Below are 21976 nucleotides of genomic sequence, written 5' to 3'. Positions count from 1 at the left end.
GCGGGTGGAGTATTCAGTAACCGACAAGGTCGCCCTCGCCTCGCTGGCTTGCAAACCAGCTCTCGAGAATCAGCTGAGCGGCGAGGCCGTCCACGCCATCATCGCGATAATTGCCGCGGTGGCCGCGCTCGCGCGCCAAGCCCTTGGCCGCCTTGGTGGAGCCACGCTCGTCCCACATTTCCAGCGGCTTGCCGTAGCGGCCATACAGGCGCTTGCCGAACTTGCGGGCTCGGCTGCACATCAGTGTCTCGCTGCCATCCAGCTCAAGGGGCAGGCCGACCACGAACAGGTCGGGCTGCCATTCCTCGATCAGGCGATTGACGACATTCCAGTCCGGAATGCCGTCCCGCACATGCAGCGGTACCAGAGGCGTCGCGGTGCCGAGCATCTCGGTGCCCACCGCGACACCGATACGGCGCGTGCCGAAGTCGAACGCCAGCGCCGTACGGCTGACTTGCCGCTCAGCCATGCCCGATCTCCCGCGACATCAGATTCATGTCGACGCCCAGCTTGCTGGCAGCCGCTTCGAGACGGGACTCACTGTCGGCATCGAAGAGGATGCCGCTGTCGCCTTCGACGATCAGCCAGCTGTTCTCCTTCAGCTCGTTGGTGAGCTGGTCCGGCTCCCAGCCAGCGCAGCCGAGGCAGACCATGAAGTCATCAGGGCCTTCGTTGCCGGCGATCGCCTTCAGGATGTCCAACGAGGTGGTCAGCGCCAGCTCGTCGGTGACCTGCAGGCTGGAATCCCACTCACTGGCCTTGCCGCGATGCAGGATGAAGCCGCGGTCCTTGTGGACGGGGCCGCCGTAATAGACCACCTCATCGAGGCGCTCACAACTGTCGGCAGCAATCTCGAGCTGCTCGAACAGACCGCGCATGGTCAGCTTGATCGGCTTGTTGACGATGACACCAAGGGTGCCCTTGTCATCATGATCACAGAGGTAACTGAGCGAGCCGGAAAAATTGTCATCATCGAGATGCGGCATCGCCAGCAGGAAATAGTCTCGCAGACTTTGCATGGTCCTCCCGAGGCGTCAGGGCGCGCCAGAATCGTTGCCGGGGCCGAATCGCCAGATGCGGGTGATGGTCAGCTGGCTCATGCCCTTGAGACTTTCATCAAAGGGCGCATAAGGAGCCGCGCCGTAGACCGTATCCAGAGCCGCCTGGTCGAGTTCAGCATGTCCCGAGGATTGTAACACTTCCGCGAACTCAAGCTGACCGCTGGGCAGCACGACGGCGCGAATCCGCAGCTCGCCGCTCAGATGAGCAGGCGCCGGATAGTACTGGTTGCCGAACGTTTGCACCGTGCCGGTCCAGTCGTTGATATAGCGCGCGCGGGCCGAGGCACGCGCCGCCTTCCGTGAGGCGGTGTCGCCCACCACCTCTCGTGACTGGCCGGAGGCCTGGACTCGCTGGACGTCCTGCTCGCTGGCCTGCTGTTCGTTGTCCGGCGTATCCGGCAGCAGTTCGGAACGCGCCACCTGCTGTGACGACGCCTGCTGGGTCGCGATGACCTCGGGGATGCGCTCCGGCAGTACCAGCGCCTGCGTGGCCGGAGCCTGGGCTTGCGCCACGGCCGGCTCGCTGGCCTCGGACGCACTCTGCTCGCCCGGCTGCGGGGGCACCTGATTGGTTGGCCCGGCCTGCACCGCCGCCTCGCGCCCGCTGCCACTGGCCTGCTGGTCCTGCTCGGCCACCACCTGCGAGTCGACGGCAGTGGCGCTGGCCTGACTGACCAGCGTCACATCGAGCATCACCGGCTTGGGCATCGGCGGCACCTCGGGCGGCGTCAGCAGGCCGCTACCCAGCAACCACCAGCCGATGACGGCATGAACAGCCAGTGCCGCGCTCCATGCCACCACACGGCGATGCCCCCGCGTCACCGGAACATAGGTGATCGGGTCGGTGACGCCATGATTGCCTGCCCACCACTCGACGGGTGCTGCCATACCCCACTCCCTGTCCACGGAACCTCATTGGCAGCTTCGGCTTCCCTGCCGTTTACTGCGAATCCATTGCGGGTCAGCCACTGGCGCCGGCCTCACCGCGATGTTGCTCAGGCGGAGGGCTGAGCCGCCAGACGCGCTTCGATGGCATCCATCAACAGACCGGCGATATCAGTGCCGCGCTGGGTATCGATCTCGCGCACGCAGGTCGGGCTGGTGACGTTGATCTCGGTGATGTAGTCGCCGATCACGTCCAGGCCGACGAACATCAGACCCAATGATTTCACTACCGGCTTGACCTGCTCGATCAGCCAGTAATCGCGGTCAGTCAGCTCACGCGATTCACCACGTCCGCCAGCCGCCAGGTTGCCGCGCGTCTCGCCGGCGCTCGGAATGCGCGCCAAGCCGAACGGAACCGGTTCGCCATCCACCAGCAGAATGCGCGTATCGCCGGCGCTGATTTCCGGCACATAACGCTGGGCCATGATCTGACGGGTGCCCTGCAGCGTCAGCTGCTCGATCACCGAGCCGAGATTGCGGCCATCTTCGGCGACGTGGAAGATGCCGCTGCCACCCATGCCATCCAGCGGCTTGAAGATCACGTTGCCATGCTCGGCATGGAAGGCACGCAGCACCTTGTCGTTGGCCGACACGGTGGTCGGCGGGATGCACTGCGGGAACTGCTGAGCGAAGAGCTTCTCGTTGCAGGTCTGCAGCGCGGCCGTCGGATTGACCACCAGCACGCCTTCCCGCTCGGCAAAGCCCAGCAGGTGAACGGCATTCAGGAAGTGTTCGTCGACGGGCGGATCCTTGCGCATCAGGATCACGTCAAGCTCGGCCAGCGGAGTCGCGACGACCTCGCCCAGCTGATGGAAGTTGTCCGGGTCGTGGTAGACCTCCAGATCACGCATCCGGCCCATGGCGCGACCATTCTCGAGATAGAGATCTTCCTGCTCGATATAGTGCAGCGACCAGCCACGCTGGCTGGCGGCCCACAACATGGCCAGAGTGGTGTCCTTCTTGTAGGCGACGCTGGACATCGGGTCCATCACCACGCCGATCTTGAGCTTGCGAGCAGTCATTGAGGCAACCTTGTGACGACACTGCCAGCCCGGCACGCGGCCGGCAGCGGGGATAACGGAGACTCCCGTCGCGACATGACACCATGGCGCGGGAGCGATGGGACAAGTATGCAGCAGCGCCGTGCTGCTCACCACTGGCGAAACGCCCTTGCCGGCGCACGCTGTGTTGCCGGCAGATCAACAATTCCGCCCGGGTGCCCGATGAGGGGAGATCAGCGCGGCAGGTCACCAAATCGCTGCTGGAGCAAGGTCAGCGCCACCACCGGCGCCGTCTCGGTGCGCAGGATACGCGGCCCCAGGCCGAGCACCTCACAACCGGCGGCGGCCGCTTCTGCCACCTCCTCCTGCGTGAAGCCGCCTTCCGGTCCGATCAGCAGGCTGGCGCGGGCCACGCCGCCCTCGGCCTCGGCCACGTTCAGCGCCTCGGCACCGCCCGGCTGCAGAATCAGGCGCAGCGGCTCATCACGCTCGGCCAGCCACTGCGTCATCGCCACCGGGGCATGCACGACCGGCACGACACTTCTTCCGCACTGTTCGCAGGCGCTGGCCGCCACGCCCTGCCAGTGCGCCAGCTTCTTGTCGGCGCGCTCGCCCTTGAGCTTGACGTCGCCACGCGCGGTATAGAGTGGCGTGATGGCAGCTACGCCCATCTCACAGGCCTTCTGGATGGCGTAATCCATGCGATCGCCCTTGGAGATCGCCTGCCCAAGATGCACCGCCAGCGGTGCCTCGCGATCATTGGGCACCGCCTCGATCACCTGCACGCTGACGCCCTTGCGGGTCACCTCCTCCAGCACCACGCGCACCTCTTGGCCACGGCCATCGAACAGCTGCGCCTCACTGCCAACCTTGGCGCGCAGCACCAGCCCGAGATGACGTGCAGGCCCCTCAGGGAGCGCGAAGGACACCCCGGCGCTGACATTGAGATCAAGATCGGGGCAGTGCAGACGGATGGCCATGGACGGGGTCTCGCGGACTAAGAAGCAGTGAAAGAGAACCGCGATGAGTCGATGCAGCATCGCAGGCAAGGCGGCGGTCATTGTCGCTCAGAAACGCAGCGACGGGCCACTGGGGCCCGTCGCTGGTCGTACCTGTCATGTGGCCAATCAAGGCCGGCTCACTGATCAGTGAGCGGTCGCCTCGGCGGCGCCCTGGGCTTCACGCTGCTTGCGCTGCGCGTACATGGCCTCGAAGTTGACCGGGGCCAGCATCAGCGGAGGGAAGCTGCCACGGTTGACCAGGTTGTCGATGGCTTCGCGGGCATACGGGAACAGCACGTTCGGGCAGAAGGCGCCCAGGGTGTGGTCCAGCTGCTCGGCAGACAGGCCAGCGATACGGAACAAACCAGCCTGCTCGACTTCCGCCAGGAAGGCAGTGGTCTTGTCTTCGCCGTTGGTGACCTGAGCGGTGACCTTGATGGCGACTTCAAACAGCTCTTCACCGACCTGCTGATGCTCGGTGTCCAGCTCCAGCGCGACCTTCGGCTGGAACGGCTGGGAGAAGACCGCCGGAGAATTTGGGGCTTCGAAGGACACGTCCTTCACGTAGATGCGCTGCAGGGCAAACTGGAGCTGTTCCTGAGCCTGTTCTGCACCTGCTGCAGCCTGTGCGTTCTGTTCTTCAGCCATGAGACATATCCTTGAGGGTTCGGAGATTTATTCTTGGTTGCGAGCCGGCTTCCAGCAGGCCCGCAAACTTGCCCAGCCAGCGGAGGCAATGACAGCTGGCAGACACTCGGCGAGCGAGCCTGCGACTCAGCGAGTCACGACCGGCAGGCTGTCGGCTTCCCACTGGCCCATGCCGCCCTTGAGCTTGACGGCCTGCTTGAAGCCATCTTTCTCGAGGCGAGCCACCAGCGGTCCCGCCGTCTGGCCGTGCTTGCAGACGATGATCACCGGGCGTTCCTTGTACTTGGCCAGCGGAGTGGTCTCGCTGGACAGCTGACTGCTGGGAACATTGACGGCACCGGCGATATGACCGGCCTTGAATTCCTTGCTGTCGCGGATGTCGATGAAGACACCCTCTTCGCGATTGACCAGTCGCGTGGCCTCGCTGACGCTGACACCGTGGTTGCCACGCATGGTTTCCATGACGATGAGGGCGACCAGCAGGGCAATGAAGGCGCCGACCAGCAAGGGATGATTCTGCGCGAACTGAAGCAGCTGTTCGATCATGAGACGGGCTAACTCCGCTGTGACGTGCATGCCGACGCGTACGCGGCAAAGGAAATAGACCGCTACCTGAGGTAACGGAGCCAGCATTATACATGACAGGCCCAAGCATGAATGCCGCTGCATGGCATCAAAAAGGCGTAGCCGGGCGATGCGCCGGCTGCTGTCGGCTCAGTCAGGCCGGAGCGATCCACCGATAGCGCGACCCAATCCCGGCGATACACTTGCGACACTTGCACTCGGCACCTTACCACCCCTCTAATAGAGGGCAGAACGAGCAGGTAGTTTTATCACTACATGTCATGTCGTCTCCGCCTCGCGGATGCGCCACAGCATGGCCACAGGACATGACAGCTGCATGATGTGTCACCCGCCGAGCATCATCCTGGTATCCCGGCCCCTGCTCACCCCAGATCATTCGTCATCACAGCGAGGAAGTCATGGCAGCTCAAGCACAAGGTCCGCGTCCCGTCGCCCTAATCATTCTGGACGGCTACGGTCACAGCGAAGAGGAGAAGGACAACGCCATCCTCGCTGCCGACACGCCGGTGATGGACCGCCTGCGTCGTGAATATCCCAGCGAACTGATTCACACCGATGGTGGCTTCGTCGGCCTGCCGGACGGCCAGATGGGCAACTCCGAAGTCGGCCACATGAACCTCGGTGCCGGACGCATCGTCTATCAGGACTTCACGCGCATCACCAAGGCGGTGCGTGAGAATGCCCTCAAGGACAATGACGTCCTGACCGCGCCCATCGATGCCGCCGTCAAGGCTGGGCGTGCCGTGCACCTGATCGGCCTGCTGTCACCGGGTGGCGTCCACTCCCACGAAGACCACACCCTGGCCATGGCCGACCTGGCCGCCGAGCGGGGCGCCACGCGCATCTATATCCACGCCATCACCGATGGCCGTGACACCGCGCCCAAGAGCGCCGAGGCCTCCATCGTGCGTGCCGATGAACACCTCGCGGGTCTGGGCCTGGAAGACGGCCGTGTCGCCACGCTGGTCGGTCGCTACTTCGCACTGGACCGCGACAACCGCTGGGACCGCGTCGAGCAGGCCTACCGCCTGATCGCCAACGGCGAAGCCGAGCATGAAGCCGCCACCGGCGTCGCCGGGCTGGCTGCCGCCTACGAGCGCGACGAGACCGATGAATTCGTGACCGCCACCCGTATCGGCGATTCCGTCGCCATGCAGGAAGGCGATGCGGCCATCTTCATGAACTTCCGCGCCGACCGTGCCCGCGAGCTGACCCGCGCCTTCGTCGAGCCGGACTTCGCAGGCTTCGAGCGCACGCCGCCCAAGCTGGCCCACGACGGCCTGGTGATGATGACCCAGTACGCCGCCGACATCCCGGCGCCGGCAGCCTTCCCGCCGACCGAGCTGCACAATACCCTGGGGGAGGTCGTGTCCGACCGTGGCCTGACCCAGCTGCGCATCGCCGAGACCGAGAAGTATGCGCACGTCACTTTCTTCTTCTCCGGTGGTCGCGAAGAGGAATATCCCGGCGAGACGCGCATCCTCGTGCCGTCCCCGCAGGACGTGAAGACCTACGACGAGAAGCCGGAAATGAGCGCCGGCGAAGTCACCGACAAGCTGGTGGAAGCCATCGAGTCCGGCAGCTACGACCTCATCGTCTGCAACTACGCCAACGGCGACATGGTCGGCCACACCGGCAAGTTCGACGCCGCCGTCCAGGCCGTCGAGTTCCTCGACAAATGCGTGGCGCGCGTGGTCGAGGCGCTGGAGAAGGTCGGGGGCGAATGCCTGATCACCGCCGACCACGGCAACGCCGAGCAGATGGTGCACCCGGAAACCGGCAACCCGCAGACCGCGCACACCACCTTCGAGGTGCCGCTGATCTACGTGACGCAGCGCGATGCCAAGCTGGCCGCCGACGGGCGTCTGTGCGATCTCGCCCCGACCCTGCTGACCATGATGGGCCAGTCGGTGCCGGAAGAGATGGATGGCAAGGTGCTGGTCGATTATGCCGAGGCCTGATAGCAGGCTGCATGGCGCACCCTTCGGTGCGTCGTGCCTCTCGCCCAGCCCGAGCAAGCCGCTCGGGCTGGGCGACCGCCCCCGAATCTTCAAGCGCCGGAGCCGAGTCTCCGGCGTTGTGCTGTCTGCCTGGCTGCTGAGTCTCGCCCCGCTGGCACTCGGCCCCGTGGTGGCGACCACCGCGCAGGCCGCTGACGACACCGCCACCCTGACCCAGAAGAAGCAGGCCTCCCAGGAAGACCTCAAGCGCCTCAAGCGCGAGATCCAGGCGATGCAGGGCGAGCTCAAGGCCACGGCAGCGCGGCGCAGCGACACCCGCAACGGGCTGGAGAAGATCGAGCGCCAGCTCAACGCCACGCGCCAGCAGACCGGCAAGCTCGAGGATGAGCGCGATGACATCAAGCAGCAGCTGGTGGCACTGACGCGCAAGCGTGAAGCCCTCAGTCAGCAGCAGACGGCCCAGAAGGCGGCGGTCGCCGAAGAGATGGCCGCCCTCTATCGCCTCGGTCGTCAGCCTGAACTGAAATTGCTGCTCAATCAGGATGATCCCGCACGTCTTGAGCGCCTGCAGGTCTATCTGAACCACCTGAGCGAATCACGACGCGCAGCGCTGGAGCGCCTGGCCGAGCTGAACCAGTCACTGGCCGACACCCGCGCGCAACTGCTGGCCCGCCAGACACGCCTGGATGACGTGCAGGCAGGACTCAAGCGGCAGGCCAGTCAGCTGATCGCGCAACAGAATGAACGCGCTGCCCTGCTGCGCAAGCTGGATGCGCGCTATGCCAGCCATGAGGCGAAGATCGCCGAACTGGACCAGGACCGCGCGCATGCCAATCAGCTGATCCAGACCCTCGAGAAGCGCCTCAAGTCGATCAAGAGCGCGCCGCCACCCAAGACCCGCATCACGCGTGCGATGGGCAAGATGGATTGGCCGGCGCCGGGCAAGGTGATCTCCGCCTATGGGCGTGGCGAGGGCGTCAACCGTGATGGCGTGTTGATTCGCGCGACTCAGGGCACCGCCGTCACGGCGCCGCACGCCGGTCGCGTGGTCTTCGCGGACTGGATGCGTGGCTATGGCAACCTGCTGATACTCGATCACGGTGACAATGTGCTGACGCTCTACGCCCACCTGGCAAGCTTCAGCGTGGGTCCGGGCGACAGCCTGTCACGCGGCCAGCAGCTGGGTAGTGTCGGCAGCAGCGGCGGGCGTGATGGCCCGGCGCTCTATTTCGAAGTGCGCCGCAGCGGTCAGCCGACAGACCCGAGTCGCTGGCTCTCGCGCCGCTGAAGTGCCTGGCAGCGGCACCTCGCGCAGCGTCTGATAGTCAGCCAGCGCTGAATGCTACCGCTAGCCAGCGGGCTAGTCGCCAGGCACTCGCGCGGGATATGCTCGCAGTAGCCTGTGACTGCGAGCATGCTGGGCGGTGTTCCCCCTGCCATGCCTCGACATCCGGCCCCGGCGCTCAGCGCATTTCGGTACCAGTCGAGTCAGTATCCGTCGAGAAGGAAATCGCATGTCTGCAATGTCGCCGTTCCGTCCTGCCCCGCGCCGCCTGCGTCAGCTGACGGTCAGCGTGCCGCTGAGCCTTGCCCTGCTGGGTGGCGGACTGCCGGCCAGTGCAGAAGATGTCACCTCACCGGCCGACAGCGCTCAGGATGCCCGTCAGGGCACGGACCTGCCGCTGGATGAGCTGCGCACCTTTGCCGAGGTCTTCGAGCGCATCAAGCGCACCTACGTCGATCAGGTCGATGACCGCACGCTGCTCAAGAATGCCATGCGCGGCATGCTCGAAGGGCTGGACCCGCACTCCGCCTATCTGGATCAGGAAGACTGGCAGGACCTGCGCGAGAATACCGATGGCGAGTTTGGCGGCATCGGTATCGAGGTCGGCACCGGCGACGATGGCCAGCTGACCGTCATCGCCCCCATCGACGACACCCCGGCGGCGCGCGCGGGCCTGCAGCCGCGAGACGTCATCCTCAAGATCGACAATACGCCGCTGGACGGCCTGTCGATGTCGGAGTCGGTCAAGTTGATGCGCGGTGAGGCAGGCTCTCGCATTCGGCTGCTGATTCTGTCCGAGGGCGCCGACATGCCGCGCGAAGTGGTGCTGGAACGCGCCATCATCAAGAGCAGCAGCGTCAGTCAGCGCCTGCTGGACCCGGGCTATGGCTATCTGCGCATCAGCCAGTTCCAGAGCGCGACCGGTGACGAGGCCCACACGGCTCTGGCCAGACTGCGGGAAGACAATGATGGCGAGCCGCTCAAGGGGCTGGTGCTGGATCTGCGCAACAACCCCGGCGGGCTTCTCTCGGCCGCCGTCGAGATCAGTGACCTGTTCCTGTCCAGTGGCCGCATCGTCTACACCGAAGGCCGCCTGCCCGACAGCGAGCTGTCCTTCTCGGCCAAGCCCGATACCCCGGCGGGCGACACCCCGCTGGTGGTGCTGATCAATGGCGGCACGGCCTCGGCCGCGGAAATCGTGTCCGGCGCGCTGCAGGATCAACACCGCGCCATCATCATGGGCACCGACAGCTTCGGCAAGGGCTCGGTCCAGACGGTGATGCCGCTGGGCAATGGCGATGGGCTCAAGCTGACCACCGCGCTCTACTTCACGCCCAGCGGTCGTTCAATCCAGGCCGAGGGCATACGCCCGGATGTCGAGGTCGTGCGAGGCCGTCTCGAGCGCGACACGCGACGTGACTTCAGCGTGCGCGAGGCAGACCTCGACGGGCGCCTCGACAATGCCAACGCCGCCAGCGAGTCCGCCAGCAGCAAGGCACCCGACAGCCCGGTGGTGGCGGAAAGCGACTATCAGCTGGGTGAAGCGCTCAATCTGCTCAAGGGCATGAACGTGCTGGGGCGCAGCGCGGCACTCAAGGCCACCGTGCCCACAAGCGACGAGTAAGCCTCACGCCATGATCGTTTGATCATCAGGCCACAACGACAAGGCCCCGCCATCTGGCGGGGCCTTGTCGTTGCAGGGGGCATGACATGCGCACTTGTATAGAGGCATATAGCGGCATGTGTGGCAGCGATCGGCCATCCTGTGACCACCTGTGCCCAAGCAATGATAGTTGGCGCTCACATACCCGACGGCACAGACACTACATCATCTTCACTCTTGTTACGGCTTGCAGCTGGCGGGCAACTCACCCCGCTGCCCCATCGCCTGACGCATCAGGATACGCTTCAGCTCGCCCTGGCCGTCGACGAAACCAAGCCCGAAGTTGCGCAGCAGCCGCACGCCCGGCTGACGGCTGCCGAACAACAGCCGGAAGCCATCCATCATCTTGAGCATCATGGCATTGTCGCTGCGACGCCGGCGGCGATAGCGCGCCAGCCAGCGCTCGTCGCCAAGCGCCACCCCGCGGCGATGTCCTGCCAGCAGCTCGTCTGCCAACACCGCCACATCCATCAAACCCAGATTGACGCCCTGCCCTGCCAGCGGGTGAATGGCATGCGCAGCATCCCCCACCAGCGCCAGCCCCGGCAGCACATAGTCTTCGGCGTGGCGCTGATGCAGCGGGAAACTGAAGCGCTCACTCGCCCATTCGATGGCGCCGAGCTGACCTTCAAAGGCGTCTTCCAGCTCACTACAGAAGGCCGCCGGTGACAGTGCCAGCAGGCGCTCGGCCTCTTCTGGCGTAGTCGACCACACGATGGAGCAATGCCGCTCTGCAGCCGAGGCTCCCTCGAGGGCGTCATTGACGGCCAGCGGCAGGAAGGCCAGCGGCCCGGTCGGCAGGAAGCGCTGACGCGCGACGGCCTGATGCGCGAGTTCGGTGCGCACCGTGGCCACCAGCGCGACCTGGCCGGTGTCGTGTTCCCGCGTGGCGATCCCGGCCAGCTCGCGCAGCCGTGAGCGCGCACCATCCGCCGCGACCACCAGCGCCGCGGTGACTGTCCGGCCATCGGTCAGCGTCAGGCTGGTCGCTTCCGCCTCGTCGAGCTGGTAAGCATTCACTACCGATGTAGCGCCCGAGCGTGGCAGTGCCATGCCTGCCACACGCGCCCCGAAGCAGCGCGTGATCGCTGGGCAGGCATCGATGGCCTGCTCCAGCGCGGCGAGCGTGACCCGGTTCTCGACGATATGCCCCAGCACCGGCACGCCACTGTCCTCGGCGCTGAACTGGATCTCGCCATTGCCCTCTGCGTCCCACACCTGCATGCCGGTATAGGGCATCAGGCGACTGGCGGCGATCGTCGGCCACACACCCAGACCGCTCAACAGCTGCTGAGAGACCGGCGTCAATGCACTCACCCGTGACTCGGGGGCGCTATCTGGCTGCCAGCGGGTCGCGGACTCACGCCCCTCGACCAGCATGACCCGCAGTCCCGCCTGCCCCAGCAGCAGTGCCAGGGTGGCACCGACGATACCGGCACCGACGATGGCGACATCGGCGTCATGTGCGCTACCTGCTGATCGACCGTCCTTCATGCCTGCTCCCTGTCTCGTAGTACTGTCTCGAAGTTCAGTCTCGTAGCCTGATCTCGAAGACCAATCTCGTGCCCTGATTTCGAAGCCCCGTCGCGTGGCTCGACACCAAGGTGCTGTCAGTGAGGCCCTGTCAGTGACGCCCTGCCTGCGAGGCTCTGCCCACGAGCCAAGTCAGTGAGTGCCCACCAATCTCAGCGCTCAATGCCCATCGAGCGTCTGGCCAACAAGCGCTTGAGCGGCGAGACCAGATTGAGCCCGATCAGGCCCGCTGCCCGTGCATGCCCCAGCCAGCGACTCTCGACCCCGAACAGGCGGATCAAGCCATCGCTGAACAGCACCACATTGTCGCGATCCGCGCCGCGCCGCTCCTCGAAGTCACTCAGCACGCTGGTGGCCCCCGGCGACTCGCCACGCGTCAGGCCCGCCTCGATGGCCGCGACCAGGTCGGTCACGCCGCGCAGCGCCAGATTGAAGCCCTGCCCTGCCACCGGGTGCAGTGCGTGGGCGGCATTGCCGAGCACCGCAAGGCCGGGGCGCGTGCCTTCGCTGGCACGCACCAACGACAGCGGATAGGCGTGGCGTTGCCCGACGCGGCGAAAGCGGCCGGCGCGTTCACCGAAGGCGCGCTGCAGCGCCTGCAGGAAGTCGCTGTCGGGCAGCATCATCAGGCTTTCCGTGTCAGCGGGCGAGCGAGTCCACACCAGCTCCATGCGCTTGCCGGCCAGCGGCAGCAGCGCCATCGGGCCTTCACTGGTAAAGCGCTCGTAGGCGACCCCCAGGTGAGGCTGGCTCATCTCCACCGTGGCGATCAAGGCATGCTGCTCATAGTCCTGCGCCGCACTGTGGATGCCGAGGCGCTCCTTGAGCCCGGAACGACCGCCATCCGCCAGCACGGTCAGCTCAGCCTCGATCAGACGACCATCCTCGAGCGTGAGGCGATGGCCTTGTGCCGTGACAGCGATTTCTGCCACGCGCGCCGGGCAATACCAGGCCAGCGGCAGCTCGGCTAGCTGGCGATGCAGCACCTGCCCCATCCAGGCATTGGGAATCACGTGGCCGAGCGCGGCTACCTCGAGTTCGGAGGCTCGCATGCGTGTCGCGCCCAGGTGGCCGCGCTCACTGACATGGATGGTGCGAATCGGCGTGGCGTGCTCGCACATCGCCTCCCAGACCCCGAAGGCGGTGAACCGCTGGCGTGAGCCCGCCGCGATGGCGCTGGCACGTGCATCGAAACTGGGCTGGAAGCGCTGGGCGTCTGCCGTCGCCGCGGGCAGCTCATTGGCCTCGATCACGGCGACACGCAACGCTGCGGCCTCACGGCCCTTCTCGTCGGCCACACGCGCCATCAGCGGCGCCAGCGCACAGGCCAGGCTGGCACCCACCAGACCGCCGCCGATGATCACGATGTCGAAGTGTTCGGCATCACGCCCGCTCATGGCTTCAGGCTCGCTCATGGCGTCAGGCCTCCGCGCGCATCAGCGCCTCGATGGCCTCGACGGACTTGGGCACGCCATGGCTCAACACCTCGTGGCCAGCGGCAGTCACCGCGACGTCGTCCTCGATGCGAATGCCGATGCCGCGATATTCGGCAGGAATGTCGGCGTCCTGCGGAATGTAGAGACCCGGCTCGATGGTCAGCACCATGCCCGGCACCAGCGGACGCGGCTCACCCGCTTCGCGATAGCTGCCAACATCGTGCACATCCAGCCCCAGCCAATGCGAGGTGGAGTGCAGATAGAAGCGACGGTAGGCATCGCTCTCGATCAATTCCTCGACCTCGCCCTGCAACAGGCCCAGTTCGACCAGCCCCGTGGTCAGGTCATGCACCACCTGTTGGTGAATGCCCACCAACGTTGCACCCGGCACCACGGCGGCCACCGCGCGCTCCTGGGCCTTGAGCACGATCTCGTACAGACGGCGCTGCGGCTCACTGAAGCGGCCATTGACCGGGAAGGTACGCGTGATGTCGCCGGCATACAGGGCGTACTCGGCGCCGGCATCGATCAGCACCAGCTGACCATTCTCCAGCGGCGCGCGATTCTCGATGTAGTGCAGCACACAGGCATTCACACCCGCCCCGACGATGCTGGTGTAGGCCGGGGCCGGCGCGCCCTGCCACTGGAATTCATGCTCGATCTCGGCCTGCAGATGATACTCGTGCAGGCCGGGACGGCTGATCTGCATCGCACGCACATGCGCGCGCGCGGAAATCTCGGCGGCGTGGCGCATCAGCGCCAGTTCACGCTCATCCTTGATCAAGCGCTGCTCATGCAGCAACGGCGCGAGGTCCTCGAACGCTACCGGCGGCCGGGCTCCACGCCGCACCGCTGCCGCCAGCTCATCGCGCAGCGCTTGAGCCAGCGCCAGAGCTTCATCATCCTCGAACAGCACATAGAGACGCTCGCGGCCATCCAGCAGGCTGGCCATCACCTCATCACGGGCCTCATTGGTGAAGGCCTGATCGAAGCCTGCCGTGGCGACGGCACCCTCGGCACCGATGCGGATGCCGGTCCAGGCTTCGGCCAGCGGGTCCTTCTCCTGACAGAACAGCACGCTCTCGCCTTCGGCGCGCCCGGGCAGCAACAGCAAGGCGGCCTCGGGTTCCGGCCAGCCGGTCAGATAGTGGAAGTCGCTGTTCTGACGGAAGCTGTATTCACTGTCGCGGTTGCGCTGGGCCAGGCCCGAAGAGACCACCAATGCGGCAGCCCCCTGCGGCAGCTGCGCGATCAGGCGCTGGCGGCGTGCACGAAAATCCTCTGCCGTCAGGGCAGCAGGTGCGGGCAGGATGGCTGGGGCAGTCATGGCAATCTCCGTCGAGAACCCGCCGGGCATGGCGCGTTCGAGTGACAAACAGGCGTGATGCTGTAGATGGGGTCACCCGCCCTCTTGCACCAGCCCTGCGTCAGACGCGGCGCAAGTGGTGGGTGACCTTCTATTCAGTGGCTAGCGGCTGAGCAGATACTGATGCTACAGATACTGACTCAGTGGGTATCGGTACGCGAGCTGACGCCAAGGCTTCCCTCGAGACCGCCTTCCGGCAGCTGGTCATCGCTGGGCTTCTCGACGTCCGGGTTGCCCGGGTGCTGCTCGGTATACAACAGCAAGGCCGCCATGCGCACATGGTCAGCCAGCGCGAACAGGTCGGCCTCGTCCTCGGTGTTGTCGTCGTCGAGGTCTTCGGCGTTGGCTAGGCCACTCGAGATGGCTTCGACATCGCTCAGCGCATCCTTGAGCGCCTGACCCCAGCCACTGCGGACATCGTCATCGGCACCGGCCAGTTCTTCCTGGAAGCCCAGCGTCCATTCGCGCAGGCTCTGACCACGTTCGGCCAGCGAGAACATGTCATCCGGCAGCAGCGGCTCGAAGCTCATCTCGCTGGCGGCCAGACGCTCCTGATTGCGCGTACGCCAGGTAAGGAAGACTTCACCTGCTTCACGCGTGGCCGGTTGCTCGACCCCCAGCGAGGCGCAGACACGCGCCAGCCAATCCTCGGCACTGATGTCATCCAGCGCCAGGGCGGCTACCAGCTGACCGTCGAGGAAGGAGGGATTGTTGAGACTGCCGTGAGCCAGGAAGTGGTCAGCGACGAGCGAGAAGTCGAAGGTATCGTTGATGATCGCCATGATGCGGCCCCATTGAGTCAGTGAGAAGTGGTTCTGTAGCGGGAGAATGGCATCTGAAGGATGTGCTGCAACACAAGGCAGCCGCGCCGCGCGGCGCGTTGACCCTCCAGAAGCGGCTCTCTATAGTGGCTCGAGAATGCCCCATCTTACCGCACTGGCCCTCCTTCTGGCTTGCCGTCCTGACTGCGACGGTGACGCATTGACAGCAGGACGTCGGCATCAATCTGGATGACGCCGGACAAGGCCCGAGAGGATCTACATGAGCGATTCCGCCACCCCACGCAATACCACCGAGATCAGCCTGCTCGGCCGCAGCTATACCGTCAGCTGTCAGCCCGGCGAGGAAGATGGCCTGACCCGTGCGGCGGCTTATCTGGATCTCGCCATGCAAGGCATCCAGCAGCGCGGCAACACCATCAGCGCCGACAAGGTCGCCCTGATGGCCGCGCTCAATATCTCGCATGAGCTGATCAACAGCCGTGACAGCGAGCGCGCCCTGCAGCGCGACTTCGAGACTCGCCTCACCGCGCTGGACCGTCAACTGGATGCCGCGCTCAGTCAGCTGCCAGCCGACTATGCCGATCAGGCGAAGGCGCGCGCCGCTGAGCGTAAAAACGCTTCAGAATCAAACAACTGATACATTCAGGCAACAGATTGTTCCCGACAGGATTAGCCCTTGGGCAGGCAGGCGGGGTTTGGTAAACTGAATGGGTTCTCTGGGGTGTACGACAGTTGCCGATGTCCCTCGAGCTTATAAGCTATTCCCAGGGAGTCCACTGCGCAGTGCTGTGTGCATGTCCGTGCGTCGGAACGCCTGATGCGCTGCGCGGGACTACCCACCTTGAACCGCTGGGTTCAAGGGCCCCCGGTAACACCGGCACCTTGGAGAACCCTGTCTGACGGAGATTGTCAGGCATGCACAAGCCCCCCGCGGTCTATGCCGCACCCGCGAGCCCACGCTCGCCACTCCCTTCTGCAGCACTCGATACCACGCTCTGGGCGCTGCCCAGCGAGCTTGATCACCCTCAGGCCGACCGTCGTGCGCTTCGCCGTCTGCTGCGCCAACGCCGCCGTCAGCTACCCCCTGCCATTCGCCTGCAAGCCGAAGATGCGCTCCTGCGTCAGCTGAAACGGCTGCCGGAACTGTTGCGCGCCCGCCACATCGCCCTGTATCTGCCCTACGATGGCGAGATCGATGCCACGCGTCTGTGCGATTGGCTACAGCGACGAGGGGCGAAGGTCTATCTGCCGGTACTGCGTCCGTTCGCGGCCAATTCGCTATGGTTCGTGCGCTACGACGATCAGACACCCCTGGTCAGCAACCGCTTCGGCATCGCCGAACCGGACACCCGTCATGGGGCTTCCAGGGTGCGGCGCCTGCCTGCCTGGGCGCTGGATGTTGTCTTGATGCCGTTGGTCGGCTTCGATGGGCGCGGGGCTCGCATCGGCATGGGCGGCGGCTTCTACGATCGCAGCTTCGCCTTTACCCGCCGCCCCGGCCCAAGGCCGCTGCTGATCGGTCTCGCTCACCACTGTCAGAAGGTCCCCGCCCTGCCGGTACAGCCCTGGGATGTCCCGCTGGACGCCATCGTCAGTGATCGCGAAGTCGTGCGCCCTGCCCGTGCCGAATGAGGCGCTGGGCTTTATGACGAGATCGATGGCACGACCGCGAGATGTCGAGGGTGAAGGCAGGCAGAAAGAGGCTATCTGTGAGGAGGCGAAGCAGCAGCACAGCGAAGCCAGACGAGGCGTCAAGCTGAGGAGGAGCCGGGAGCAGAAAAGTTGGAAAGCTGGGAGCAGAAACGCTGGAAAGCCTGGCAGGAGGGTCATGGCATGGGTGCGTGGCGCCAGAGACTGACGCCAGCAGCACCGCTACCGCCGGTGAGGGCAGCAGCGCAGGATTCAGGAACCCATTACGGTCTGGGCGTAGCCGGTTGCCACTACACCAATCCCGAAAATGAATACCAGGGCCATGACCAGATCGGGCTTACGTTTCATGAGAGCGGGCTTCTTCTTATATCGTCAGTGGCTTTCGCGTGACGGTTGTCGATGACTGTCTTCCTGACAGTGACCAGATGATAGGCATCTGACTTCTGTATGACAATCACCATGCAATCGTTTGAATGGACGCTTTTCCACGCAGCTTTTGATGTCTGGTCACCCCAGCCGACAAGAGCTTCATCCAGAAACACCGTTCTTTTTCGCGCTTGGCATGAAATGTGGAATTTCCTGCGGCATGCCCGCCGGATACGCATGAAAAAGCCCCGACCTTCCACGCGAAGGCCGGGGCTTTTCTTTCCACGAATATGACCAATGCAGCATGATGAGCTGCGCCTCAGCTCGCCGCCTTCAACGCAAATGACTCATATAGCCATCATCGCCCCATCGCTTGCCTCGCTCAGGACAGAAACAGGCGATAGGCGGGATTGTCGCTCTCTTTCCAGAAGCGATAGCCGATCTCATTGAAATATTCCTCGACCCGCGCGCGGTCGCCATTGGGGATCTGCATGCCGATCAACACCCGCCCATGCGACGCGCCGTGGTTACGATAGTGGAACAGCGAGATGTTCCAGTCCGCCGGCAGGTGGGTGAGGAAATTCATCAGGGCGCCGGGACGCTCCGGAAACTCGAAACGATAGACCTCTTCCTCGAGATCGCTGGTCGTGCGCCCACCGACCAGATGACGCGTGTGCAACTTGGCCAGTTCGTTGTCGGTCAGGTCTTCCACCGCATAGCCCACCTCACGCAGCTTCTCGACCACAGCAGCGCGGTCTTCACCGCCCGGCTTGACCTGCACGCCGACGAAGACATGCGCTTCCTCCGGGTTGGCATAGCGATAGTTGAACTCGGTGACCATGCGCTTGCCGATCACCTTGCAGAACTGCTTGTAGGCCCCCGGGCGCTCCGGCAGCGTCACGGCCAGAATCGCCTCACGCTGCTCGCCCAGCTCGGTGCGCTCGGCAATGTGCTGCAGGCGATCGAAGTTGGTGTTGGCGCCGGAGTTGATGCAGACCAGCGTCTCCCCTTCCGCGCCTGACTGCTGGACGTATTTCTTGAGGCCCGCCAGTGACAGTGCGCCACTGGTTTCGGAGACGGCGCGCGTATCCTCGAAGATATCCTTGACCGCCGCACACATCTCATCGGTATTGACGGTGATGACCTCATCGACGGTGTGCTGGATGAGCTCGAACGGTGCCGCGCCGATCTGCGCGACCGCCACGCCCTCGGCGAACACGCCGACCTGGTCCAGCACCACGCGTTCGCCGGCTTCCATGGCGGCCTTGAGGCAGGCGGCATCTTCCGCCTCGACCCCGATGACGCGGATCTCGGGGCGCAGGTACTTCACGTAGGCCGCGACCCCGGCGATCAGGCCACCGCCCCCGACCGGCACGAAGATCGCATCGATCTTGCCGGGATGCTGACGCAGGATTTCCATGCCGACGGTGCCCTGGCCGGCAATGACATCCGGGTCATCATAGGGCGGAATGAAGGTATAGCCGTGCTCGTCCATCAGGGTACGCGCGTGGGCCAGAGCCTCGGGGAAGGCGTCGCCCTTGAGAATCACCCGCGCGCCGCGCTCGCGCACGGCCTGCACCTTGATTTCCGGCGTAATGCGCGGCATCACGATCACTGCCTTGACGCCCATCAGCTTGGCCGCCATCGCCAGGCCCTGCGCATGATTGCCGGCCGAGGCCGCAATCACGCCACACGCCTTCTGTTCATCCGTCAGCTGGGCCATCTTGTTGTAGGCGCCGCGAATCTTGAAGGAATAGACAGGCTGCAGGTCTTCACGCTTGATGAAGATGTGATTGCCGAAACGACGCGACAACAAGGGTGCCGGTGAGAGCGGAGTTTCATGGGCGGCTTCGTAGACACGAGCCGACAGGATTTTCTTGATGTAATGTTCGAGCATTATAGGAATGTCCTGATGTGTCACAGCGCGGGCCGCATGAGCGCGACCGAACCCCCATTGTTATCAGACCGCTGGCGAGAGCGTCCAGCGCCATCGCCGGGTTTGCCGTTATAATGTGGCGTTTTCCGGCGTTGCGCTTCACGTCAAGCCGTTTTCCAGTGCCTGTCGGCGGTAAACTGCTGGCCACGCGGGGAAGACCGCGCCAATGCCCACTTTCACCACCGCCCCACCGACCCGAGGTATCACATGACCCAGGATGAGCTGAAGCAGGCCGTGGCCCGCGCCGCCCTTGACGAGATTCGCCCACTGCTGAGCCGCGACACCATCATCGGCGTCGGCACCGGCTCGACGGCCAATCTGTTCATCGATGCGCTGGCGGAAGTGCGCCACGACTTCGCCGGCGCCGTCGCCAGCTCCGAAGCCACTGCCGAGCGCCTCAAGGGCCATGGCATCGACGTCTTCGAACTCAACCATGTCGGCACCGTGCCGGTCTACGTGGATGGTGCCGACGAGATCGACCCGCGCCTGGCGATGATCAAGGGCGGCGGCGCCGCGCTGACCCGCGAGAAGATCGTCGCGGCCTGCGCCGAGCGCTTCGTGTGCATCGCCGATGGTTCCAAGCAGGTGGATATTCTCGGCGGCTTCCCGCTGCCGGTGGAAGTCATTCCGATGGCGCGCTCCTATGTCGCGCGTGAGCTGGTCAAGCTGGGCGCCGACCCGGTCTACCGCGATGGCGTGCTGACCGATAACGGCAACCGCATCCTCGATTGCTACAACTTCCTGATCGAGGACCCGATCGCCATGGAAGCGCGCATCAATGCCATCGTCGGTGTCGTCACCAACGGCCTGTTCGCGGCACGCGGTGCTGATGTGCTGCTGGTGGGACGCGAAAGTGGCGTCGAACGCATCACTGCCTGAGGAGCTGGCATGACGATGAATCTGCGCCCACGACTGCGCCTGGCGACCGCACTGCTGCTGGCAGCAGGCACAAGTCCGCTGGCGCTGGCCGATAGTCTGCCGATCAGCCAGCCCGTCACCGTGACGCTCGACAGTGGCGTCAGGATCCTGCTCAAGCCGGACCACAGCTGGGAATATCAGCTGGATGAGGTGCAGGCCGCTTCCCCCCCGGCCACACACCCATCCGGGGAAGCTGGCGCTGGCAACGCGCTGGTGCCGACCTCGACGGCCGTGCCGGTGACGGCGGCGGTCACTCCGGCTGACGACTCGGCCTCACCATCAGCCGGAGCGGCCGCCGCCAGCGCCAGCAACGCAGCACCTGACAGCGCGTCGCGCCTCAACCGCAGCGCGCTGGCCAATCCGCGCCTGTTGAGTGAAGGCCACCGCGATGGTCTGGTCGCGCGTCTGTCCTCGGTGAGCGAAGAGGATGACGAGGCGCTTCTGCAGTTCAGCCTCGACAACACGGCCGGCCAGAGTGTCATCGGCGTGCAGGCCAGACTCCGCCTGTATGCCGATGATGGCCATCTGCTCGCGACGCGTGAGGTGCCACTGTGGGTCGGTGAATATCGTCTGCCCCAGACCTACCTGCGCCCCGGCCAGACACGCGATAGCCGCGAAGTGCGCGTCTCGCTGCCGGAGGGTGAGTGGTCACGCCAGCTGGTGCGCGTGGAAGTCACCGAGGTGGAGTTCCGCTGATCACCAGATGCCGGATGCCGGATCCCAGGTGTCAGATACCACAGCAGCCAGACGAAAAACGGGAAGCCCTGAGGGCTTCCCGTTTCTGTTTTAGCGCCGGTCGCCCAGCGAGAGCGATGCGGTGATCAGAACTTGTAGTTGATGCTGAAGTAGTTGCCGAAGCCGGTGGTGTCTTGGCGAACGCCGGTGGCAGTGGAGCCATCGGTGAAGAACGCCATGTTGTTGTAGTACTTCAGACCATAGCCGATCGCATAGCGCTGGGTGTGGTAGTAGATGCCATTGAACCACTCCATGCTGTTGACGCTGCGGCCCGCCTGGCTGCCCACCTCATCGGCATCGAACTTGTAGTCCAGATAGCCCTGATAGGCGACGAAGCTGCCATCATCGAAGTTGACGAACGGCTTGAACCAGTTGGTGGAGGCCATGTAGCCGTCCCACTTGCTCTCATCTTCACCGCCGTAGTTCTCACGCACGTAACGCGCGTAGAGGTTGAAGCCCATCTTGCCGAACCACGGCACCTGCACATCGCTGCCCAAGCCAACGTAGTGCTCCCACAGACCGCCGAATGCGCCATTGTCACCGATGTTGGTGACGGTGGCGATGTAGAGCTCATCCACCGGGCCGAACGACAGGTCATAACCGGTCATGGCGTCCAGCGAGAAGCGCGGCGCCAGCTTGGCGAAGAAGTTGTCGCCGTCATTCAGGTCATCCGAGCTGTCGTCCAGCAGGTCGAAGAAGTCGACATACCCGTAGAGATCGACGATGCCTGAGCGGCCGCCGAACTCCATCTCCAGGTAGGTATCTTCGCTGTTGCGGAACGGCAGGCGGTTGTCTTCACTGCGCATCAGGTTGAAGGTCAGCCACTTGTAATCATTGGCGTGGATATCGCCATTGAAGTCAGTCGCCTGCGCCGGAGCGGCAGCAGTCAGCAGCGTGGTGGCAGCCAGAGTGCTGGCCGCGAGGGTCTTGAGCATGGTCATCGCGTAACGATCCTGTCCTGAATGTTGAGACTGTTCGAATTCTTGTGGTCTTGCCCGCTGAGCGGGTCTTGTCGCTATGAAGTCCGACGAAGGCGCGGGAGTGAAACTCGCAGGAGCCCAGTCCTCCGGAAAGGCGGCGATGTTAGCACTTCCTCGCAAAAAC

Annotated in this window: 20 protein-coding genes and 1 other RNA gene; 8 read left to right on the top strand and 13 right to left on the bottom strand. The window is 64.4% G+C overall.

Features of this window, described 5'->3' with window-relative positions; genetic code table 11:
* Nucleotides 1-13: 13 nt before the first annotated feature.
* The 7 genes from ruvX to AC5WNJ_RS00175 form a co-directional block, all read right to left on the bottom strand.
* On the bottom strand, nt 14-469 hold the full coding sequence (ruvX, locus tag AC5WNJ_RS00205) for a Holliday junction resolvase RuvX (protein ID WP_054556397.1): 456 nt from the start codon (nt 467-469) through the stop codon (nt 14-16).
* Nucleotides 462-1019 carry a YqgE/AlgH family protein gene (locus AC5WNJ_RS00200; protein WP_043331610.1) on the bottom strand — a complete coding sequence of 186 codons (558 nt, stop codon included), beginning with the start codon at nt 1017-1019 and terminating at the stop codon, nt 462-464. Before AC5WNJ_RS00200 ends, ruvX begins: the two co-directional genes overlap by 8 nt.
* Before the next feature lie 15 nt (nt 1020-1034).
* Entirely contained in the window at nt 1035-1949 is a 915-nt protein-coding gene (locus tag AC5WNJ_RS00195; protein WP_495930306.1) for an energy transducer TonB, read from the bottom strand.
* A gap of 107 nt (nt 1950-2056) precedes the next feature.
* Nucleotides 2057-3028 (bottom strand): glutathione synthase, encoded by a 972-nt coding sequence (gene gshB / locus AC5WNJ_RS00190; RefSeq protein WP_495930305.1) that lies wholly within the window; start codon nt 3026-3028, stop codon nt 2057-2059.
* Between the two features lie 212 nt (nt 3029-3240).
* Nucleotides 3241-3987, bottom strand: a complete 747-nt coding sequence (locus AC5WNJ_RS00185) for a 16S rRNA (uracil(1498)-N(3))-methyltransferase (RefSeq protein WP_253063422.1) — start codon at nt 3985-3987, stop codon at nt 3241-3243.
* A 165-nt stretch (nt 3988-4152) separates the two neighbouring features.
* Nucleotides 4153-4656 carry a protein-export chaperone SecB gene (secB, locus tag AC5WNJ_RS00180; protein WP_176675853.1) on the bottom strand — a complete coding sequence of 168 codons (504 nt, stop codon included), beginning with the start codon at nt 4654-4656 and terminating at the stop codon, nt 4153-4155.
* Nucleotides 4657-4782: 126 nt separating this feature from the next.
* Complete coding sequence (locus tag AC5WNJ_RS00175) at nt 4783-5202, bottom strand: rhodanese-like domain-containing protein (protein ID WP_176675852.1); 420 nt, start codon at nt 5200-5202, stop codon at nt 4783-4785.
* Nucleotides 5203-5639: 437 nt separating this feature from the next.
* Here AC5WNJ_RS00175 and gpmI point away from each other — a divergent pair, with 437 nt between their 5' ends.
* From gpmI to AC5WNJ_RS00160, 3 genes are all read left to right on the top strand, one after another.
* Nucleotides 5640-7202, top strand: coding sequence for a 2,3-bisphosphoglycerate-independent phosphoglycerate mutase (gpmI, locus tag AC5WNJ_RS00170; protein WP_176675851.1), 1563 nt, complete (start codon nt 5640-5642; stop codon nt 7200-7202).
* Nucleotides 7203-7320: 118 nt separating this feature from the next.
* The gene (locus AC5WNJ_RS00165) at nt 7321-8490 is read left to right on the top strand and encodes a murein hydrolase activator EnvC family protein (RefSeq protein WP_043331626.1); all 1170 of its coding nucleotides are present in this window, start codon (nt 7321-7323) and stop codon (nt 8488-8490) included.
* A gap of 235 nt (nt 8491-8725) precedes the next feature.
* Nucleotides 8726-10111 carry a S41 family peptidase gene (locus AC5WNJ_RS00160; RefSeq protein ID WP_495931016.1) on the top strand — a complete coding sequence of 462 codons (1386 nt, stop codon included), beginning with the start codon at nt 8726-8728 and terminating at the stop codon, nt 10109-10111.
* A 219-nt stretch (nt 10112-10330) separates the two neighbouring features.
* Here the strand turns inward: AC5WNJ_RS00160 and AC5WNJ_RS00155 are convergent, their stop codons facing one another.
* From AC5WNJ_RS00155 to AC5WNJ_RS00140, 4 genes are all read right to left on the bottom strand, one after another.
* Nucleotides 10331-11644 (bottom strand): UbiH/UbiF/VisC/COQ6 family ubiquinone biosynthesis hydroxylase, encoded by a 1314-nt coding sequence (locus AC5WNJ_RS00155; protein WP_495930304.1) that lies wholly within the window; start codon nt 11642-11644, stop codon nt 10331-10333.
* A gap of 191 nt (nt 11645-11835) precedes the next feature.
* Nucleotides 11836-13098, bottom strand: coding sequence for a 2-octaprenyl-6-methoxyphenyl hydroxylase (ubiH, locus tag AC5WNJ_RS00150; protein WP_495930303.1), 1263 nt, complete (start codon nt 13096-13098; stop codon nt 11836-11838).
* A gap of 4 nt (nt 13099-13102) precedes the next feature.
* Nucleotides 13103-14446, bottom strand: coding sequence for a Xaa-Pro aminopeptidase (gene pepP, locus AC5WNJ_RS00145; protein ID WP_495930302.1), 1344 nt, complete (start codon nt 14444-14446; stop codon nt 13103-13105).
* A 179-nt stretch (nt 14447-14625) separates the two neighbouring features.
* A complete protein-coding gene (locus AC5WNJ_RS00140; protein ID WP_495930301.1) occupies nt 14626-15267 on the bottom strand; it encodes a UPF0149 family protein in 642 nt (213 codons plus the stop codon).
* Between the two features lie 259 nt (nt 15268-15526).
* On the opposite strand from AC5WNJ_RS00140, the gene AC5WNJ_RS00135 reads away from it, so the two are divergent.
* The 3 genes from AC5WNJ_RS00135 (at nt 15527) to AC5WNJ_RS00125 (ending at nt 16899) form a co-directional block, all read left to right on the top strand.
* Complete coding sequence (locus AC5WNJ_RS00135; protein WP_064503224.1) at nt 15527-15904, top strand: cell division protein ZapA; 378 nt, start codon at nt 15527-15529, stop codon at nt 15902-15904.
* A gap of 73 nt (nt 15905-15977) precedes the next feature.
* A non-coding RNA gene (gene ssrS / locus AC5WNJ_RS00130) (6S RNA) lies at nt 15978-16160 on the top strand.
* Between the two features lie 22 nt (nt 16161-16182).
* The gene (locus tag AC5WNJ_RS00125) at nt 16183-16899 is read left to right on the top strand and encodes a 5-formyltetrahydrofolate cyclo-ligase (protein ID WP_495930300.1); all 717 of its coding nucleotides are present in this window, start codon (nt 16183-16185) and stop codon (nt 16897-16899) included.
* A 766-nt stretch (nt 16900-17665) separates the two neighbouring features.
* Here the strand turns inward: AC5WNJ_RS00125 and ilvA are convergent.
* Nucleotides 17666-19189, bottom strand: a complete 1524-nt coding sequence (ilvA, locus tag AC5WNJ_RS00120) for a threonine ammonia-lyase, biosynthetic (RefSeq protein WP_495931071.1) — start codon at nt 19187-19189, stop codon at nt 17666-17668.
* A gap of 237 nt (nt 19190-19426) precedes the next feature.
* On the opposite strand from ilvA, the gene rpiA reads away from it, so the two are divergent.
* Nucleotides 19427-20098, top strand: coding sequence for a ribose-5-phosphate isomerase RpiA (gene rpiA, locus AC5WNJ_RS00115; RefSeq protein ID WP_054556388.1), 672 nt, complete (start codon nt 19427-19429; stop codon nt 20096-20098).
* A gap of 9 nt (nt 20099-20107) precedes the next feature.
* Entirely contained in the window at nt 20108-20833 is a 726-nt protein-coding gene (locus AC5WNJ_RS00110; protein ID WP_495930299.1) for a DUF3157 family protein, read from the top strand.
* Nucleotides 20834-20958: 125 nt separating this feature from the next.
* Here AC5WNJ_RS00110 and AC5WNJ_RS00105 read toward each other — a convergent pair whose 3' ends face one another.
* Entirely contained in the window at nt 20959-21813 is an 855-nt protein-coding gene (locus AC5WNJ_RS00105; protein ID WP_176675841.1) for an outer membrane protein OmpK, read from the bottom strand.
* Nucleotides 21814-21976 lie beyond the last annotated feature (163 nt).

The sequence above is a fragment of the Cobetia sp. PDI-23MA genome (assembly GCF_059507735.1).
Note: the sequence above shows the minus strand (reverse complement) of the source record. Positions and strands in the feature narration are given on the sequence as shown.

Coding starts and splice junctions, on each gene's coding strand:
- gshB (WP_495930305.1), bottom strand. CDS start 3,028: ATGACTGCTCGCAAGCTCAAGATCGGCGTGGTGATGGACCCGATGTCC.
- AC5WNJ_RS00140 (WP_495930301.1), bottom strand. CDS start 15,267: ATGGCGATCATCAACGATACCTTCGACTTCTCGCTCGTCGCTGACCAC.
- AC5WNJ_RS00160 (WP_495931016.1), top strand. CDS start 8,726: ATGTCGCCGTTCCGTCCTGCCCCGCGCCGCCTGCGTCAGCTGACGGTC.
- AC5WNJ_RS00155 (WP_495930304.1), bottom strand. CDS start 11,644: ATGAAGGACGGTCGATCAGCAGGTAGCGCACATGACGCCGATGTCGCC.
- AC5WNJ_RS00175 (WP_176675852.1), bottom strand. CDS start 5,202: ATGATCGAACAGCTGCTTCAGTTCGCGCAGAATCATCCCTTGCTGGTC.
- ruvX (WP_054556397.1), bottom strand. CDS start 469: ATGGCTGAGCGGCAAGTCAGCCGTACGGCGCTGGCGTTCGACTTCGGC.
- AC5WNJ_RS00125 (WP_495930300.1), top strand. CDS start 16,183: ATGCACAAGCCCCCCGCGGTCTATGCCGCACCCGCGAGCCCACGCTCG.
- gpmI (WP_176675851.1), top strand. CDS start 5,640: ATGGCAGCTCAAGCACAAGGTCCGCGTCCCGTCGCCCTAATCATTCTG.
- AC5WNJ_RS00195 (WP_495930306.1), bottom strand. CDS start 1,949: ATGGCAGCACCCGTCGAGTGGTGGGCAGGCAATCATGGCGTCACCGAC.
- AC5WNJ_RS00110 (WP_495930299.1), top strand. CDS start 20,108: ATGACGATGAATCTGCGCCCACGACTGCGCCTGGCGACCGCACTGCTG.
- AC5WNJ_RS00135 (WP_064503224.1), top strand. CDS start 15,527: ATGAGCGATTCCGCCACCCCACGCAATACCACCGAGATCAGCCTGCTC.
- AC5WNJ_RS00200 (WP_043331610.1), bottom strand. CDS start 1,019: ATGCAAAGTCTGCGAGACTATTTCCTGCTGGCGATGCCGCATCTCGAT.
- AC5WNJ_RS00105 (WP_176675841.1), bottom strand. CDS start 21,813: ATGACCATGCTCAAGACCCTCGCGGCCAGCACTCTGGCTGCCACCACG.
- rpiA (WP_054556388.1), top strand. CDS start 19,427: ATGACCCAGGATGAGCTGAAGCAGGCCGTGGCCCGCGCCGCCCTTGAC.
- secB (WP_176675853.1), bottom strand. CDS start 4,656: ATGGCTGAAGAACAGAACGCACAGGCTGCAGCAGGTGCAGAACAGGCT.
- AC5WNJ_RS00185 (WP_253063422.1), bottom strand. CDS start 3,987: ATGGCCATCCGTCTGCACTGCCCCGATCTTGATCTCAATGTCAGCGCC.
- ubiH (WP_495930303.1), bottom strand. CDS start 13,098: ATGAGCGAGCCTGAAGCCATGAGCGGGCGTGATGCCGAACACTTCGAC.
- pepP (WP_495930302.1), bottom strand. CDS start 14,446: ATGACTGCCCCAGCCATCCTGCCCGCACCTGCTGCCCTGACGGCAGAG.